Below are 16,362 nucleotides of genomic sequence, written 5' to 3'. Positions count from 1 at the left end.
GTGACGTACGAAAAAATAAAAGAAGCTGTAGATTATATAAAAGAAACGATTAATGTCCCACCAAGTATAGGATTAATCTTAGGCTCAGGATTAGGAATTTTAGCTGATGAAATAGAATCACCAATTAAAATTCCATATGAAGATATTCCTAATTTCCCAATTTCTACTGTTGAAGGACATGCCGGTCAACTTGTTATTGGTAAATTAAATGGAGCAAATGTTGTTGCAATGCAAGGAAGATTTCATTTTTATGAGGGATATAGTCTAAAAGAGGTTACATATCCAGTTCGAGTAATGAAGGAATTAGGAGTTCAAACATTAATCGTGACAAATGCAGCTGGCGGAATAAATGAGTCTTTTGAAGCTGGAGATTTAATGTTGATCACCGATCACATTAATAATATGGGAACAAACCCATTAATAGGCCCAAATGAAGGAGAATTAGGTCCACGTTTTCCAGATATGTCTGAAAGTTATGATACAGTGCTAAGAAATATAGCGAAAAAAGTTGCAAATGAACTAAATATAAAATTACAAGAAGGTGTATATATAGGAAATACGGGTCCATCCTATGAAACTCCAGCAGAAGTGCGTGCACTTCGTATCATTGGCGGAGATGCTGTCGGAATGTCAACTGTTCCAGAGGTAATTGTAGCTAAACATGCTGGATTGAAGGTGTTGGGTATTTCATGTATTTCGAATATGGCTGCAGGTATTTTAAATCAACCTTTATCACATGATGAAGTAATGGAAACAACTGAAAAAGTACGCGAAAACTTTTTAAAGCTAGTAAAAACAATTATTGAAAGAATTCGCTAAAAAAATATCTGTAAAGGTGTGATATCGAAATGAGGATGGTCGATTTAATTGAAAAGAAACGAGATGGAAAAGAATTAACAAAGGCAGAAATTCACCATATCATAAACGGTTATACGAATGGCGATATCCCTGATTATCAAATAAGTGCACTAACTATGGCCATCTATTTCCAGGGGATGACTGATGCAGAGCGGGCAGAACTGACGATGGCAATGGCTGCATCTGGTGATACAATCGACTTAAGTGAAATTGAAGGTATCAAGGTTGATAAGCATAGTACAGGAGGAGTAGGAGATACGACGACACTTGTATTAGCTCCTCTTGTTGCAGCAGTCGGTGTGCCAGTAGCGAAAATGTCTGGAAGAGGATTAGGCCATACAGGTGGAACGATTGATAAGCTTGAGTCAATACCAGGTTTTCATGTTGAAATCGATTCAAAGCAATTCATTGAATTAGTAAATAAAAATAAACTAGCAGTTATCGGTCAAAGTGGAAATTTAACACCAGCGGATAAAAAATTATATGCACTCCGCGATGTAACCGCAACTGTCAATAGCATACCGCTTATTGCTAGTTCAATTATGAGTAAAAAAATAGCTGCCGGTGCTGATGCAATTGTTTTGGATGTTAAAACAGGAGCAGGTGCCTTCATGAAGGATATTGAAGATTCGAAAACACTTGCAAAAGCAATGGTCGATATTGGGAATATCGTCGGCCGCCGTACAATGGCTATTATTTCAGATATGAGTCAACCGTTAGGATATGCAATTGGAAATGCATTAGAAGTTAAAGAAGCAATTGACACCCTTCGTGGAAAAGGCCCAAAGGATTTAGAGGAATTATGTTTAACTCTTGGCAGCTATATGGTACTTCTTGCAGAAAAAGCTGTATCATTAGAAGAAGCTCGCTTAAAGTTAAAAACGGTAATCGAAAATGGAAAAGCGATTGAGACTTTAAAAGTATTTTTAGAAGCACAAGGTGGAGACTCGACGGTTGTCGACGATCAAGATAGATTGCCACAGGCAAAATATATGTTTGAACTCGAGGCACAGCATGATGGTTATATTTCCGAAATTGTCGCAGATGCGGTTGGAACTGCAGCGATGCTTTTAGGAGCGGGTCGTGCAACAAAAGAATCGAAGATTGATCTAGCTGTTGGATTAGTGTTGAATAAAAAAATCGGTGACAAAGTGACAAAAGGTGAATCACTTGTCACAATCCATAGCAATACAGAAAAGATTGATGAAGTAAGGGAAAAGCTTTATGAGAGTATAAAAATAACTGCATCAGAAGTAAAACCGCCAAAATTGATTTATGCAACAATTGAATAACGATAAAAACCACGACATCAGTTATGTCGTGGTTTTTATTTTGCCAAAAGGAGTGAGCACTTTGTTTATAATATTTTTCGTTTTAGTAATAGTTGAAAATGTAGAAGAAAAGAAAAAACGGACCTTAAATTATTTATATTGCTAGTATATTTTTCCACTGAATGGAAAAAATGGTTGTATAAAGAATGGAGGGCTTATGAGATGAAACGGATACTATCATGTTTAACGCTTGTAGCAATGTTTATTGCTGGAACACCAATGGCATTTGCCAAAGAATCTACTACTGTCGAACTTGCAGATAAAGCGAAGTCAGCTGTTTTGATTGAACGCGATACAGGGATGATTTTATACGATAAAAATAGTGATGAAAAGCTTCCTCCAGCGAGTATGACAAAAATTATGACTATGTTATTAATTATGGAAGCGCTCGAAAAAGGTCAAATTAAAATGGATGAAATGGTTCGTACTAGTGAATACGCAGCTTCAATGGGAGGATCACAAATATTTCTCGAACCTGGAGAAGAAATGTCAGTTGAGCAGATGCTAAAAGGAATTGCGATTGGTTCAGGTAATGATGCATCAGTAGCGATGGCAGAGAAAATTGCAGGTTCAACGGATGAATTTGTAAATATGATGAACAAAAAAGTAAAAGAATTAGGCTTGAAAAATACTCACTTTAAAAACCCAACAGGCTTACCAGAAGAAGGGCATTATAGCTCCGCACATGATATGGCGTTAATGGCAAAGGAATTATTAAAATATGAGGAAATTACTAAGTTTACAGGGAAATATGAAGATTATTTACGTGAAGGAACTGATAAAAAATTCTGGCTTGTTAATACAAATCGACTCGTAAAATTTTATCCGGGTGTTGATGGGGTAAAAACCGGATTTACAAATGAAGCAAAATATTGTCTGACTGCTACTGCTAAAAAAGGGAATATGCGTGTCATTGCAGTTGTGTTTGGTGCAGACACACCTAAAGAACGGAATTCTCAAGTAACAAAAATGCTGGATTATGCATTTAGCCAATATCAAACACATCCACTTTTTAAAAAGGACCAATCACTAGCAAAACTAAAAGTGAGCAAAGGTTCAGAAAAAGAAGCAAACTTACAAACGTCTGAACCTATTTCTGTCCTAACCAAAAAAGGTGAAACTGTTGATGATGTTACTCAAGAAATTATGATGAAAAAGGATGTTCAGGCGCCAATTAAAAAAGGCGATGAACTTGGTACATTACAGCTTAAAAAAGAAGGCAAAGTTATTACAGAAAGTAAGTTAGTAGCAGAAAAGGATATTTCAGAAGCGAGCTGGTGGCAAATGTTTAAACGTGTAATGGGAGATTTTACGAAGTCTAGCTAATGTTGACGAATTGGCACTAGTTTTGTCATCATGCAGGAAATTAAAGTTTCAATCAAGAATGACTCTTTATCCAGAATTTAAGGAGGGGTAAAACCTTGAGTCTACAGATTGAACTTGATGTGAAAGAAACTGTACTGTGTATTCGACTCTCGGGTGAATTGGATCATCATGCAGCCGAAGAGTTGCGCGAAAAAGTAACTGATAAAATTTCGACAAATCAAATTAAACATATTGTGTTGAATTTAGAAAATTTAACATTTATGGACAGTTCTGGTTTAGGGGTTATTTTAGGAAGATATAAGCAAATAAAAGCCTCAGAAGGTGAAATGGTTGTTTGTGCAATTTCTCCTTCAGTCAAGCGATTATTTGATATGTCAGGATTATTTAAAATTATCCGTTTAGAAGAAGATGAAGTGAAAGCATTGCAAACATTGGGGGTGGCATCATGAAAAATGAGATGAACCTCCAGTTTTCAGCATTGAGTCAGAATGAATCCTTTGCAAGGGTAACGGTTGCGGCATTTATTGCACAATTAGACCCAACGATGGATGAATTGACTGAAATAAAAACGGTTGTTTCTGAGGCAGTTACTAATGCAATCATCCATGGATATGAAAATGATCCGAATGGTATTGTGTATATTTCGGTTACGCTCGAGGATGGTGTTGTCCATTTAACCATTCGTGATGAAGGGATAGGAATCCTAGACATTGATGAGGCGAGACAACCGCTTTATACGACGAAGCCCGAACTAGAACGTTCAGGGATGGGATTTACAATTATGGAAAACTTTATGGATGAAATTCAAATTGAATCTTTAGAGTCAAGAGGTACTACAATTAGATTGACAAAACATTTAACCAAAAGTAAAGCGTTATGCAATTAAAGGGAGACTTGCTATGGATGTGGAGGTCAAGAACGAGAATTCAAAGGCGCAGTTAAAGGACCACGAAGTCAAGGAATTAATTCGTCGCAGTCAAGAAGGGGATCAAGAGGCCCGTGATTTAATTATCCAAAAGAACATGAGACTCGTATGGTCTGTTGTTCAACGTTTTTTAAATCGAGGCTATGAACCTGATGATTTATTTCAAATCGGTAGTATTGGTTTATTAAAATCAGTAGATAAGTTTGATTTATCATATGATGTGCGCTTTTCGACATACGCTGTTCCGATGATTATCGGAGAAATTCAACGATTTATCCGTGATGATGGGACAGTGAAGGTAAGCCGCTCATTAAAAGAACTAGGAAATAAAATTAGACGGGCTCGTGATGAACTTTCGAAAACAATGGGAAAGGTGCCCACTGTAGCTGAGATCGCAAACTACCTAGACATTTCTCCCGAAGATGTGGTCCTCGCTCAAGAAGCTGTAAGAGCACCATCATCCATTCACGAAACAGTATATGAAAATGATGGAGATCCAATTACATTACTAGACCAAATAGCTGACCATACTGAAACGAAATGGTTTGATAAAATTGTACTTAAAGATGCCATACAGGACCTTGATGAGAGGGAAAGGCTAATTGTTTATTTAAGGTACTATAAAGATCAAACACAATCAGAGGTTGCTGAAAGGCTAGGAATATCGCAAGTTCAGGTTTCCCGGCTAGAAAAAAAGATCTTAAAACAGATGAAAGATAAAATGAATCAATAGTAGTTAAAAAGGGTGACACTTATCTCGAGATAAGTGTCGCCTTTTTGCGTTTACATCGTTTTATTCATGAAAAATTGAACTGTAAAAAGTGTTATGGACATCTTACTTCAGCGTTCGCTCGTTTCATGGTAATTATTGGTCTCCCAAAACTTGAATGATTAAAAAATCTCAAATGCATACTACCTATACAACAGTTAATTGGCATTTACAAATATTATGTCCATCTAATGAGTAAAATGTTTGTTTATATACAAATAAAAGCTCTAATGATGTTTAGTAAAACGACATCTGCATGAAAAAATTCGGAATTAACATTGTTGAAATAATCCATCAAAATTGTTTATTTATCTTTATTCTCTAACAAGCTTCTTTACAAACCGTTACTTGAGCAAAATTAACTAGTAGGAAGTGAATGTTGATGGAAAAAACGGTTTATGTAAGACTCCGCCACCGAATACAGGTCCAGCCAAATGAAGTTATAACAATTGGAAAGCTTGCGCTTATAGTAGCTAATAAGGAATTAAGAGAAAGACTGAGGAGTATTAAAATCCATCAAATCCAACCTAAAGATAAGAGCATGGTTGTCATCGATGTTATGCATGTTTTAAAGGAAATACATAAATTTGATCCAAACTTAGATGTGCAAACAATCGGTGCAGCTCAAACAATTATTGAAGTTGTTTATGAAAAAAAGAAGCTATCTCCACTATTATTTTTTCTTGTATGGGTTTTATTGTTTATAGGTGCAGGGCTAGCTATTATGAATTTCCATGAAGATGTAAGTATGCAACAAGTACATCAGCGGATTTATCGAATCGTAACTGGAGATGAAAATCCGCAGCCCTTGTTATTACAAATACCATACTCATTTGGATTAGGATTAGGGATGATATTATTTTTTAATCATCTGTTTAAGAAGCGAATTAATGAAGAACCAAGCCCTCTAGAAGTTGAAATTTTTAATTATCAGCTTGATCTAGATCAATATGTAGCCATGAATGAGAACAAGGAGAATTTAAACGACATTGATGATCGTTAACGCGATTCTCTTAATCATTATTGGATTATCTGGAGGTCTTGTTGTCGGTTCTGGTTATGTTGCCTTTCTGGCAGTGCTTGGAATTATCCCGAGGTTAACACAGCTTACGAAAACGTATCACTTTATTCAAGCCTATGAAATGGCAATTATATTAGGTACAGTCGTAGTGGGTTGGATAAGCTTACGTAATACAGTATTCTCTCTGTCAGAACTTTGGCTCATTCCAATCGGTCTTTTTAGTGGTGTTTTTATCGGAATGCTTGCTGCAGCTTTAACTGAAGTACTTAATGTTTTCCCGATCTTAGCAAAGCGTGTAGGTTTAGGAGATAAAATTCTCATATTATTAATGGCAATTGTTTTAGGGAAAATAGTTGGATCGCTTTTTCATTGGATCTATTTTGTTAATCATTAATTGGAGGTAATGAAAATGGGAAAAACCAAGCTAAAAGAGGATTATAAAAACCAGGTCAAAAATTATCAGCCTAAGCCACGATATCTAATCAATTGTATAAAAGCTTTTATTATTGGAGGGTTAATTTGTACTTTTGGACAAGTAGTTCAAAATTTTTATATTCATGTGTTTAATTTTTCTGAAAAGGATGCTGGTAACCCAACAGCAGGCACATTAATTCTAATATCTGCGATTTTAACTGGGGTTGGAGTGTATGACAAGCTAGGGCAATTTGCAGGAGCTGGTTCTGCTGTACCGATTACGGGCTTTGCAAATTCAATGACAAGTGCTGCTATAGAACATAGAAGTGAAGGAATTGTGTTGGGGATTGCTACAAACATGTTTAAATTAGCTGGAAGTGTCATCGTTTTTGGTGTTGTGGCAGCTTATATTGTTGGGATAATCCGCTATTTTTATGGATTAGCATTCTAAAAAAAGGGGTGGAATTAATGAAATTAAAAGGGAAACAAACATGGCAATTTGAAAATCCATTATATGTTCACTCTAGTGGGACAGCTGTTGGACCTAAGGAAGCAGAAGGGCCACTTGGTCAATATTTTGATGTGAAATATGATGAACTTCATTGTGGCGAGGATAGTTGGGAATTAGCTGAACGAAAATTGATGCAACAGGCAATAGATGAATGTTTAAAAAAAGCAAATAAGACAACAGAAGATATTGATATATTATTAGCTGGTGATTTATTAAATCAAAATGTAACTTCTAATTATGTAGCTAGACATGCTAATATCCCATTTTTATGTATGTTCGGTGCCTGCTCAACATCAATGGAAACGTTAGCAATTGGTTCAGCACTTGTTGATGGTGGTTTTGCTAAAAATGCGATTGCGGCAACGAGCAGTCACAATGCAACCGCTGAGAGACAATTTCGTTATCCGACCGAATATGGTGGTCAAAAACCAGATACTGCAACATTTACTGTAACAGGTTCTGGAGCAGTATTAATTAATCAAGAAAAAAGTGATATTCGAATTACGTCTGCAACGATTGGAAGGGTCGCTGATCTTGGAATAAAAAATGCTTTTGATATGGGTACGGCTATGGCGCCAGCTGCAGGAGAGACTATAGCTCAACATTTTAAGGATTTAAATAGGACGCCAGATGACTATGATTTAATATTGACTGGTGATTTGTCGGGAATAGGTAGCCCCATCTTAAAGGATATGTTAAAGGAAGAAGGATATGACGTCTATGAGAAGCATAATGACTGTGGGTTAATGGTTTATCGTCCAGATCAAAAAGTTTTTGCTGGTGGCAGTGGTTGTGCTTGCTCTGCAGTTGTTACGTATGGATATATATTTGATGAACTAAAACGTGGGAATTTAAATCGAGTATTTGTAGTTGCAACAGGTGCATTATTAAGTCCGGTTATGATTCAACAGAAGGAAACGATACCTACAATTGCGCATGGCGTCGTTTTTGAGAGAAGCGATAGGGGTGATAGCTAATGGAGTATATATTGGCTTTTGTAGTTGGAGGTGCGATATGCATAGTAGGACAATTATTATTAGATATTTTTAAGCTAACGCCGGCACATGTAATGGCGATTTTTGTAACTTTAGGTGCAGTTTTAGATGGATTTGGTTTATATGATAAGCTAATTGATTTTGCTGGTGCAGGAGCGACGGTGCCAATAACTAGCTTCGGTCATTCTCTTTTACATGGTGCAATGCATCAGGCTAAGGAGCATGGATTTGTTGGAATTGGAATCGGGATTTTTGAACTAACTTCGGCTGGGATTTCTGCAGCTATACTATTTGCTTTTATAATGGCGTTAATTTTTAAACCGAAGGGATGATGAAATCTTGACAAAAAGACAGGTCATTCTCATTACAGATGGAGATGAATATGCTGCACGAACAATTGAATATATAGCGGCTGAAGTTGGTGGTAGAGTGATATCTCGAACACAAGGGAATCCTACTACATTAACAGGAGCAGAAATCGTTCAGCTCATCCTCCAGGCTAAAAATGATCCTGTTTTCGTCATGTTTGATGATTGTGGCATGTTAGGAGAGGGAGCTGGAGAAACAGCTCTTAAATATGTTGCAAATCATCAAGATATTGAAGTTCTTGGTATTATTGCGGTTGCATCAAAATCACATCAAACGGAATGGACGAGGGTAGATGTATGTATTGATCGATTTGGTGAATTAACAGAATATGGTGTTGATAAAAGTGGCTTAAAAGAGCATGAAATTGGGAGATTAAATGGAGACACTGTTTATTGTCTTGATGAATTAAATGTCCCCATAATCGTTGGAATCGGTGATATTGGAAAAATGGCACGTAAGGATCATGTTAAAAATGGATGTCCCATTACTTTAAAGGCTGTCGAATTGATATTGGAAAGGAGTGGGTTTCATGCCAAAAAAGGATGAAAAGATTCCGATATACGATAAGCTTTCTGACAACGAAAAATTTTTCACTGAACGAGTAGGATTGAATACTAGTTTTGATTTAGGGGTACGAAAGCTTACGATTCTTGATATTAGAGTTGATTTATATTATTTAAATGGACTTTGTGATACAAGCTATATTACCCAAATCTTAAAGAACCTTACGGCAATAAATGATAATGAAGTTGATCAATCAAAATTTAAGGAAATACTTGAAAACCGTATTGTTAACCAATCTGTAAAGCCAGTAAATACTTTGGACGAAGCGGTCGACCAAGTATTGTCAGGTCTTATCGTCTTTTTAATAGATGGTATGGATACCGGCTTTGTAGTAGATGTCCGTAGTTACCCTGGTCGACAGCCAGAAGAACCGGATGTTGAAAAAATTGTGCGGGGAGCAAGAGATGGTTTTGTTGAAAACATTATTGTAAACACAGGGTTGATTAGACGGAGAATTCGGGATGAACGATTAAGATACAATATGTTAAAGATCGGAGAGCGTTCAAAGACAGATGTTTGCCTAGCATATATAGAGGATGTGGCAGATCCTGGATTAGTTGATAAGGTTAAAAAAGAGTTGAAGGCGATTGATATTGACGGAATTACGATGGCAGATAAAACGATTGAAGAATTTATTATAAAACAAGGATACAATCCGTATCCATTAGTAAGATATACAGAGAGACCAGACGTCGCAGCGAATCATTTATTAGAAGGTCATGTTATTATTATCGTTGATACATCCCCAAGTGTCATTATCACACCAACTACGTTCTTCCATCATGTACAACATGCAGAAGAATATCGTCAAGCACCTTCTGTAGGAACATTTTTACGGTGGGTGAGATTTTTAGGGATTTTCGCATCTATTTTTCTTTTACCACTTTGGTTTTTATATGTATTAGAGCCTTCGTTATTACCTAAAGAAATAAATTATATTGGACCAACCGAAAAATCAAATATTCCAATGGTTTTACAAATTTTTCTTGCAGATTTTGGTCTTGAGTTTTTAAGAATGGCGGCAATTCATACCCCTACGGCATTATCTACTGCAATGGGATTAATTGCTGCAGCATTAATAGGGCAAATTGCGATAGATGTAGGTTTATTTGTACCAGAGGTAATTCTGTATGTGGCTGTAGCTGGAATTGGCACATTTGCAACTCCTAGCTATGAATTGGGTGTAGCAAACAAAATGGTAAGGTTAGTGTTACTAATTGCTGTAGCTATATTCAAATTAGAAGGATTTGTTGTTGGGTGTACATTATTTATTATACTCCTTGCAAGCATACGTTCATTGAACACTCCATACTTATGGCCGTTTCTTCCTTTTAATGCAAGAGCGATGTGGGAAATCATTATCCGAACTACAGTACCAGGTGCGAAATTAAGACCAAGTATTGTCCACCCTCAAAATGTAAAAAAACAACCTAGTTAGGAAGTTGTATCATTGAAAGAACAACTTATTTATGATATTGTATGTGTAATTTAATATCTGATAATTTAAAAAGTAACAGGCAGTTAATATCACTCGTGTTAACTGTCTTTTTATTTTTATACTAATTATATATTTATTCACACCTAGGTATATTGAAAGAGGGGATACAGTTGTTCTTACATGGTACAAGTGAAATTAATGAACATGGACATTTAGAAATAGGTGGAGTCGATACGGTAACTTTAGCAAAAGATTACGGGACACCTCTTTATATTTACGATGTTGCGCTTATACGGGAACGAGCAAGAAGCTTTAAGCAAGCTTTTGAAAAGATGGGAGTTCGAGCACAGGTAGCATATGCGAGTAAGGCATTCTCATCAATTGCAATGTTTCAACTAGTTGCTGAAGAAGGGTTATCGCTAGATGTTGTTTCAGGGGGAGAATTATATACAGCAATTGCTTCTGGCTTTCCATCATCGAGAATTCATCTTCACGGTAATAATAAAAGCTATCACGAACTTAAAATGGCACTAGATCATGAAGTTGGTTGTATCGTTGTCGATAACTTTTATGAAATTGAGCTATTAAAAGGATTGTCGACACAATATAAACGGAAAATCCCGGTATTATTACGTGTAACACCTGGGGTAGAAGCACATACTCATGATTATATTACAACAGGTCAAGAAGATTCTAAATTTGGTTTTGGTTTATTAAATGGACAAATTGAGCAAGCAATTGAAACAATTTTAAACATTGAAGGAATTCATTTATTAGGTATTCACTGTCATATTGGTTCACAAATTTTTGATACAGCCGGTTTTGTTCTTGCGGCCGAAAGAGTATTTGAGAAAATTAAAGAATGGAAAGAGAGCTACTCATTTATACCTGAAGTAGTTAATCTAGGTGGTGGTTTCGGAATCCGCTATACGGAGGATGATGAGCCGCTCCCAGCAACCTATTATGTTGAGCAAATCGTAGAAGCTGTGAAAAAGCATGTAAATGAAATGGGAATAAATATGCCGGAAATTTGGATTGAGCCTGGTCGATCACTTGTTGGGGATGCGGGAACTACGCTCTATACTGTCGGATCTAAGAAAACTGTTCCAAATATTAGAGAATATGTTGCAATTGATGGAGGAATGAGTGATAATATTCGTCCTGCATTATATCAAGCAAAATATGAAGGTGTTTTAGCAAACAGAGTTACAGAAAAACATGATAAAGAAGTATCAATAGCTGGTAAATGCTGTGAAAGTGGTGATATGTTAATTTGGGATTTACCACTTCCTGAAGTTAAAGCAGAGGATATTCTTGCTGTTTTTTGTACTGGTGCGTACGGGTACTCAATGGCGAATAATTACAATAGAATTCCTCGCCCTGCAGTTGTATTCGTCGAAAATGGAGAAGCACAGCTTGTTGTCAAAAGAGAAAGCTTTGAGGACTTAATTGTAAATGATTTGCCATTAAAAACAAAGATAACACAAAAATAGTGATAAATTTAAATAATTAATTTTTGAACTGATTCTTGTAGTGTTTTTCATCTACAGAGTCAGTTTTTTATATAAAAATTGTGATATGTATCGAACTGCCTTTACACACCTTGACACTGGAGGAAGTTATTAACCGAAATTTAATTAAAAAGCAGATAACATATGGTATGCTATCTGCCTTGTTTATCTCATGAAATTTTTGCATCTGCCGATATTTGGTGGTTGTTCATATTATTAATAATATGTGCACTAGCAGACTGCTCATTGCCAGTAAAAAATGAAACAATCGCATTCCAAAGAGCAATGAAAAATTCTTTTAGTTTTTGAAGGAAAGATTGCCCTTCCTCAGAATTTAAGAAGTTTGATATTTTATCTTTCGCCTTTTCTAGCTGTTGACCAACTTGATCCCAATTGATATTTAAATCTTTCATCTTGTTAAATAGATTAATAAGATTGTTAATATCTTCTTCTGTTAAGGTAATGCCCAATTCTTTTGCTGATTCCTCTATTAATGTTCTTAGTTCAGCTTCTGTTTCAGGAACACCATTTTTTGCAATATCATCCTTGATTTTGGCCATTAGAGCTGAGGCGTTTTCTGTCCCTACTTCATCACCTAGTTTTGCTGTTGTTACTAATTCTTCATTTGCAACCTGTTTAACATCCTCAGAGATAGCTTTATCAGAGGATACTTCATAGGCTTTAATTAAACCTGTTAATGCAGCAGTTCCTGAAACTTCAAATGGTGCTGTCACATATATCGTCGCATCTTTTACTCCTGCCGTCATTAATGCATTTAAATACATTTCATCTGTTACCCAATCAATATTTTTTGTTTTGACCTCAAGGCCAGAACCCGATTTTTCAATTGTAATACTTGATGAAGAAAGTGCTTTTGATCCGATTGTTGCTTTTGAAATGTAGTTCCCTAAATATTGATGTTCCTCTTCATTTGTTACATATATGATTTGATTATTTTCTTCCGTTGCATTCATTTCTTTAAGTATCGTTTGCTTTTGCTGTTCAGTTAAGTCTTCACCTAGTGTTACAATAACCTCGCCAACAACTGCGTCTGCAAAGCTAATGGATGGAAAAGCAAAAAGGCATAAGGTGAAAAGACTAAACATTATTTTCTTCAAAGGTAAAACCTCCCTGATTTTTAAACAAAAATTCATTAACATCATCTATTATAGAGTTTTTTTAAAGATGTCAATAGTATTTTTGCTGTTTTCTCATTTTGATTTATTCTTTTTCATTTCTATAATCGATAAAAAAGTAACAGAAAACATGTTTCCAGTTTGCTGTTTATTCATTGATTATAGTAGAATAGAAAAGTGTTTATGTCTAAATAGACGGATTAAACTTATTGGAGGTTTCATACATATGAAAAAAGCACAAATTACGATGGAAAATGGAGATAAAATTGTCTTTGAATTGTTTCCAAATGAGGCACCTGGTACTGTAGCAAATTTTGAAAAATTAGCAAATGAGGGCTTTTACAACGGTTTAACATTCCACCGAGTTATCCCTGGTTTTGTTGCACAAGGTGGTTGTCCACATGGGACTGGAACTGGTGGTCCAGGATACACGATTAAATGTGAAACAGAAGGTAACCCACATAAGCATGAAGCTGGATCATTATCAATGGCACATGCTGGTAAGGATACTGGTGGAAGTCAGTTCTTTATCGTACATGAGCCACAACCACATTTAAATGGTGTTCATACTGTATTTGGAAAAGTCATTGAAAATCTTGATGCAGTGTATAAAATTAAGCCAAATGATGTAATGAAAGAAGTTAAAGTTTACGAAGAATAAAAATGCTGATACAAAAACTGCGTTTGTTATTACGCAGTTTTTTATTTCTTTAAATTTGCATCTTTCATTTAATATCGCTAAAATAAACATTAGATCCTTCAAACCAATTTAATATTATTTCGTTTTACATTCTTCGGGGCAGGGTGAAAGTGGAAAAATAATAAACCTTCATTTAATCCTTATTTTAAAAGGGTTTGATGAAGGTTTATTTTATTGCTTTATGCAAATGGTAGGTTTTTTGGTAGGGAATTTGCGATAACTATAATATATGCGGGTGCATTAAAAAGGGTATTACTTTAAAATATTTTCTAATGCCATAGCAGCTTCAGCTTGAATATTCCTAGTCAAATGCGAATACGTATCAAGTGTAACTTTTATAGAAGCATGTCCTAGCATTTCTTGAACTATCTTTGGGTGAGTGCCTGCACTTAAAAGTAGGGATGCGCAAGTATGCCTTAGGTCGTGAAATCTTATATATCTGACTCCAGTTTTTTTAACAATTCTCTTCCAAAATCTAGTGAAGTTGTCCAAACTTACAGGATTTCCATCTGGTTGACAGACAACTAAATCATGATCATTATATTCATTACTCTCTAGACGTTCCTGTAAGACCATAGAGCGGTGTTTTTTAAGCTCTGATATAACATAGGGGGCTACAGTTATAGAACGGAATCCTGCGTCTGTTTTAACCCCTTTAATTAATCCTTGTTGTGGTCTTAATGATTGACTAATTTTTATTTGTGATGTTTCAAAATCGATATCTTTCCATCTTAGACCTAGAATTTCCCCTCTACGCATTCCGCAATATATAGCAAGTGTGAACATTATCTTGTTTCTATGCTCAACTTTATTAAAAAATTCTTTCACTTCTTCTTTTGTCCAATAGTCAACTTTAGATTTACTAGGTCTTGGTTTAGAGCCTTTTTCTAATAAGTCAAAGGGATTTTTAATAATTAATTCTTTTCTTTGCGCTGTTTTAAAACAAGTTTGTACTAAATTAAATACTTTTCTAACAGTTCCATCTGATAAGCCTTTATCTTGCATATTCTTTATTAACTTTTCTATATCATCAACTTTCACTTTTTGAAGAGGTATAGCACCAATAACAGGATTAATATGATTTTTAATATGGCCAACATTAGTAATTCGAGTTTCTACTGATACATCTTGTTTATTTTTTAACCAATCAATTATATATTCTCCAAAAGTAACTTTGGATGGATCGATATATGTTCCTCGTTCCCACTCGGTTCGAGCAGCGGCTTCCGCTTTTCTTGCTTCAGTTTTTCCTTTAAAGCCGCGTTTTTTTATGGTTTTTCTTTTACCATTTGCATCTTTAACTTCAAAAGCATAGTAGTAATGTGGTTTACCACCTTTTTCATACTCATATATTGGCATTCTTTTCACTCACTTTCTCTAACTTAAAGAAAATATAAAATAGATTTAAACTTTTCATTTATTTTTAGTTCTGTTAAAATTTAAATAAATAAAATAAATTTATATATTTATAATCATAAAATAAATTTATATAAAAGGAAAGTGTTTATGAAAAATCAGTTTTACAATCAACAAATTAAAGTGGAATTTCTTTCGACTTATCCAGAACCAACTCAGCATGTTTATTCTAGAGTTTTTATCTTTAGTAAAGAGATAGAAGATATAGTTGAGAAAGATTTATATGATTTTAGCTTAGGACAAATAGAAAAGGTTATGACTAAATTAAATCCGTTAACAGGTAGTTCGGCTAGAACATATGGAAGGGTGATATCATCTTATTTAAGTTGGTGTAAGAATCAACGGTACATGAAAGGGGAAAATCCATTAAAGGACATAGGAAATGATTGGTTCAGTAATTTTGTAGATGAAACAAAAAAGATATTTATTTCATCCAATGAACTTGAGGATATGGAACAGAATCTTGTTAATTACCAGGACAAAGTAATATTAAGATTAATATTTGAAGGGATTGGAGGATACCAATTATCTGAGATATTAAATTTAACACCGAACGATATCAACGAAAAAAATAATGTTTTAAGATTAAAAGATGATAAATATGGCTTAAGAGATGTGGAGGTTAGTGATAAGTGTATAGAAAATTTGTATAAAGCATCTGAAGAAAAAGTATATTATATGAAAAATGGTGAATCGAAAGGCAAAAGAAGTATTGTTGATTTAGTCCATAGTGAATTTATCATTAAGGCTAAAAAAGTAAGGACAGTAGGTCTTTCTGATGGAAGGGCGGATAGACATTTGATATATAGAAGTATTTCTATGATAAGTGAGTATTTCGACCTTCCTTATTTAACTCCGAAGAACATTGAAAAATCAGGTATGATAAAAATGGCTAAAGATATTCTTGAAAAAGAGGGGAAATTAGAAAATGAACAATTGGCGACTATCGCTGAAAAGTTCAATGTTAGGAAAATAAATATAAATGGTTATGAGAAATACAACTATGCGACTCTTAGAGAATTTCTGAATGAAACAATAGTAAATATGATTTACTAAACCTAATAATGGGTTTAGTTTT

18 protein-coding genes are annotated in these 16,362 nt (G+C 34.9%); 16 read left to right on the top strand and 2 right to left on the bottom strand.

Annotated features, from left to right (window positions below; genetic code table 11):
- The 14 genes from ACTJJ9_RS19435 (at window position 1) to lysA (ending at window position 12,014) form a co-directional block, all read left to right on the top strand.
- Window positions 1–819 (top strand): purine-nucleoside phosphorylase, encoded by an 819-nt coding sequence (locus ACTJJ9_RS19435; RefSeq protein ID WP_145583454.1) that lies wholly within the window; start codon window positions 1–3, stop codon window positions 817–819.
- Window positions 820–848: 29 nt separating this feature from the next.
- Window positions 849–2,150, top strand: coding sequence for a pyrimidine-nucleoside phosphorylase (locus tag ACTJJ9_RS19430; RefSeq protein WP_145583452.1), 1,302 nt, complete (start codon window positions 849–851; stop codon window positions 2,148–2,150).
- Window positions 2,151–2,351: 201 nt separating this feature from the next.
- On the top strand, window positions 2,352–3,515 hold the full coding sequence (locus tag ACTJJ9_RS19425) for a D-alanyl-D-alanine carboxypeptidase family protein (RefSeq protein ID WP_095301061.1): 1,164 nt from the start codon (window positions 2,352–2,354) through the stop codon (window positions 3,513–3,515).
- A gap of 95 nt (window positions 3,516–3,610) precedes the next feature.
- Window positions 3,611–3,964, top strand: coding sequence for an anti-sigma F factor antagonist (spoIIAA, locus tag ACTJJ9_RS19420; protein ID WP_095301062.1), 354 nt, complete (start codon window positions 3,611–3,613; stop codon window positions 3,962–3,964).
- Window positions 3,961–4,401: an anti-sigma F factor gene (spoIIAB, locus tag ACTJJ9_RS19415; protein WP_095301063.1), complete on the top strand. Its 441-nt coding sequence runs from the start codon at window positions 3,961–3,963 to the stop codon at window positions 4,399–4,401. The genes spoIIAA and spoIIAB overlap by 4 nt, the downstream gene beginning before the upstream one ends.
- 13 nt (window positions 4,402–4,414) lie before the next feature.
- Window positions 4,415–5,173 carry an RNA polymerase sporulation sigma factor SigF gene (gene sigF, locus ACTJJ9_RS19410; RefSeq protein ID WP_145583450.1) on the top strand — a complete coding sequence of 253 codons (759 nt, stop codon included), beginning with the start codon at window positions 4,415–4,417 and terminating at the stop codon, window positions 5,171–5,173.
- Window positions 5,174–5,591: 418 nt separating this feature from the next.
- Window positions 5,592–6,212, top strand: a complete 621-nt coding sequence (locus ACTJJ9_RS19405; protein WP_095301065.1) for a stage V sporulation protein AA — start codon at window positions 5,592–5,594, stop codon at window positions 6,210–6,212.
- The gene (locus ACTJJ9_RS19400; RefSeq protein ID WP_095301066.1) at window positions 6,202–6,624 is read left to right on the top strand and encodes a stage V sporulation protein AB; all 423 of its coding nucleotides are present in this window, start codon (window positions 6,202–6,204) and stop codon (window positions 6,622–6,624) included. Before ACTJJ9_RS19405 ends, ACTJJ9_RS19400 begins: the two co-directional genes overlap by 11 nt.
- Before the next feature lie 15 nt (window positions 6,625–6,639).
- The gene (gene spoVAC / locus ACTJJ9_RS19395; protein ID WP_095301067.1) at window positions 6,640–7,095 is read left to right on the top strand and encodes a stage V sporulation protein AC; all 456 of its coding nucleotides are present in this window, start codon (window positions 6,640–6,642) and stop codon (window positions 7,093–7,095) included.
- Window positions 7,096–7,112: 17 nt separating this feature from the next.
- Complete coding sequence (gene spoVAD / locus ACTJJ9_RS19390; RefSeq protein ID WP_145583448.1) at window positions 7,113–8,132, top strand: stage V sporulation protein AD; 1,020 nt, start codon at window positions 7,113–7,115, stop codon at window positions 8,130–8,132.
- A complete protein-coding gene (gene spoVAE, locus ACTJJ9_RS19385) occupies window positions 8,132–8,482 on the top strand; it encodes a stage V sporulation protein AE (protein WP_095301069.1) in 351 nt (116 codons plus the stop codon). Before spoVAD ends, spoVAE begins: the two co-directional genes overlap by 1 nt.
- A 7-nt stretch (window positions 8,483–8,489) precedes the next feature.
- Window positions 8,490–9,065: a stage V sporulation protein AE gene (locus ACTJJ9_RS19380; protein WP_145583446.1), complete on the top strand. Its 576-nt coding sequence runs from the start codon at window positions 8,490–8,492 to the stop codon at window positions 9,063–9,065.
- Window positions 9,049–10,521 carry a spore germination protein gene (locus ACTJJ9_RS19375; protein WP_095301071.1) on the top strand — a complete coding sequence of 491 codons (1,473 nt, stop codon included), beginning with the start codon at window positions 9,049–9,051 and terminating at the stop codon, window positions 10,519–10,521. Before ACTJJ9_RS19380 ends, ACTJJ9_RS19375 begins: the two co-directional genes overlap by 17 nt.
- Window positions 10,522–10,691: 170 nt before the next feature.
- Complete coding sequence (lysA, locus tag ACTJJ9_RS19370) at window positions 10,692–12,014, top strand: diaminopimelate decarboxylase (protein ID WP_145583444.1); 1,323 nt, start codon at window positions 10,692–10,694, stop codon at window positions 12,012–12,014.
- Window positions 12,015–12,202: 188 nt separating this feature from the next.
- Here the strand turns inward: lysA and ACTJJ9_RS19365 are convergent, their stop codons facing one another.
- Entirely contained in the window at window positions 12,203–13,150 is a 948-nt protein-coding gene (locus ACTJJ9_RS19365) for a DUF1002 domain-containing protein (protein ID WP_440768832.1), read from the bottom strand.
- A 244-nt stretch (window positions 13,151–13,394) separates the two neighbouring features.
- Here ACTJJ9_RS19365 and ACTJJ9_RS19360 point away from each other — a divergent pair, with 244 nt between their 5' ends.
- The gene (locus ACTJJ9_RS19360) at window positions 13,395–13,829 is read left to right on the top strand and encodes a peptidylprolyl isomerase (RefSeq protein ID WP_095301073.1); all 435 of its coding nucleotides are present in this window, start codon (window positions 13,395–13,397) and stop codon (window positions 13,827–13,829) included.
- A gap of 291 nt (window positions 13,830–14,120) precedes the next feature.
- Here the strand turns inward: ACTJJ9_RS19360 and ACTJJ9_RS19355 are convergent, their stop codons facing one another.
- A complete protein-coding gene (locus tag ACTJJ9_RS19355; protein ID WP_440768831.1) occupies window positions 14,121–15,227 on the bottom strand; it encodes a tyrosine-type recombinase/integrase in 1,107 nt (368 codons plus the stop codon).
- A 147-nt stretch (window positions 15,228–15,374) separates the two neighbouring features.
- On the opposite strand from ACTJJ9_RS19355, the gene ACTJJ9_RS19350 reads away from it, so the two are divergent.
- Complete coding sequence (locus ACTJJ9_RS19350; RefSeq protein WP_440768830.1) at window positions 15,375–16,340, top strand: phage lytic cycle repressor MrpR family protein; 966 nt, start codon at window positions 15,375–15,377, stop codon at window positions 16,338–16,340.
- The last annotated feature ends 22 nt before the right edge of the window (window positions 16,341–16,362 follow it).

It is taken from the genome of Metabacillus sp. 22489, from assembly GCF_052044855.1.
Taxonomy (GTDB): Bacteria; Bacillota; Bacilli; order Bacillales; family Bacillaceae; genus Metabacillus; species Metabacillus niabensis.
This window is presented reverse-complemented; position numbering and strand designations above follow the sequence as displayed.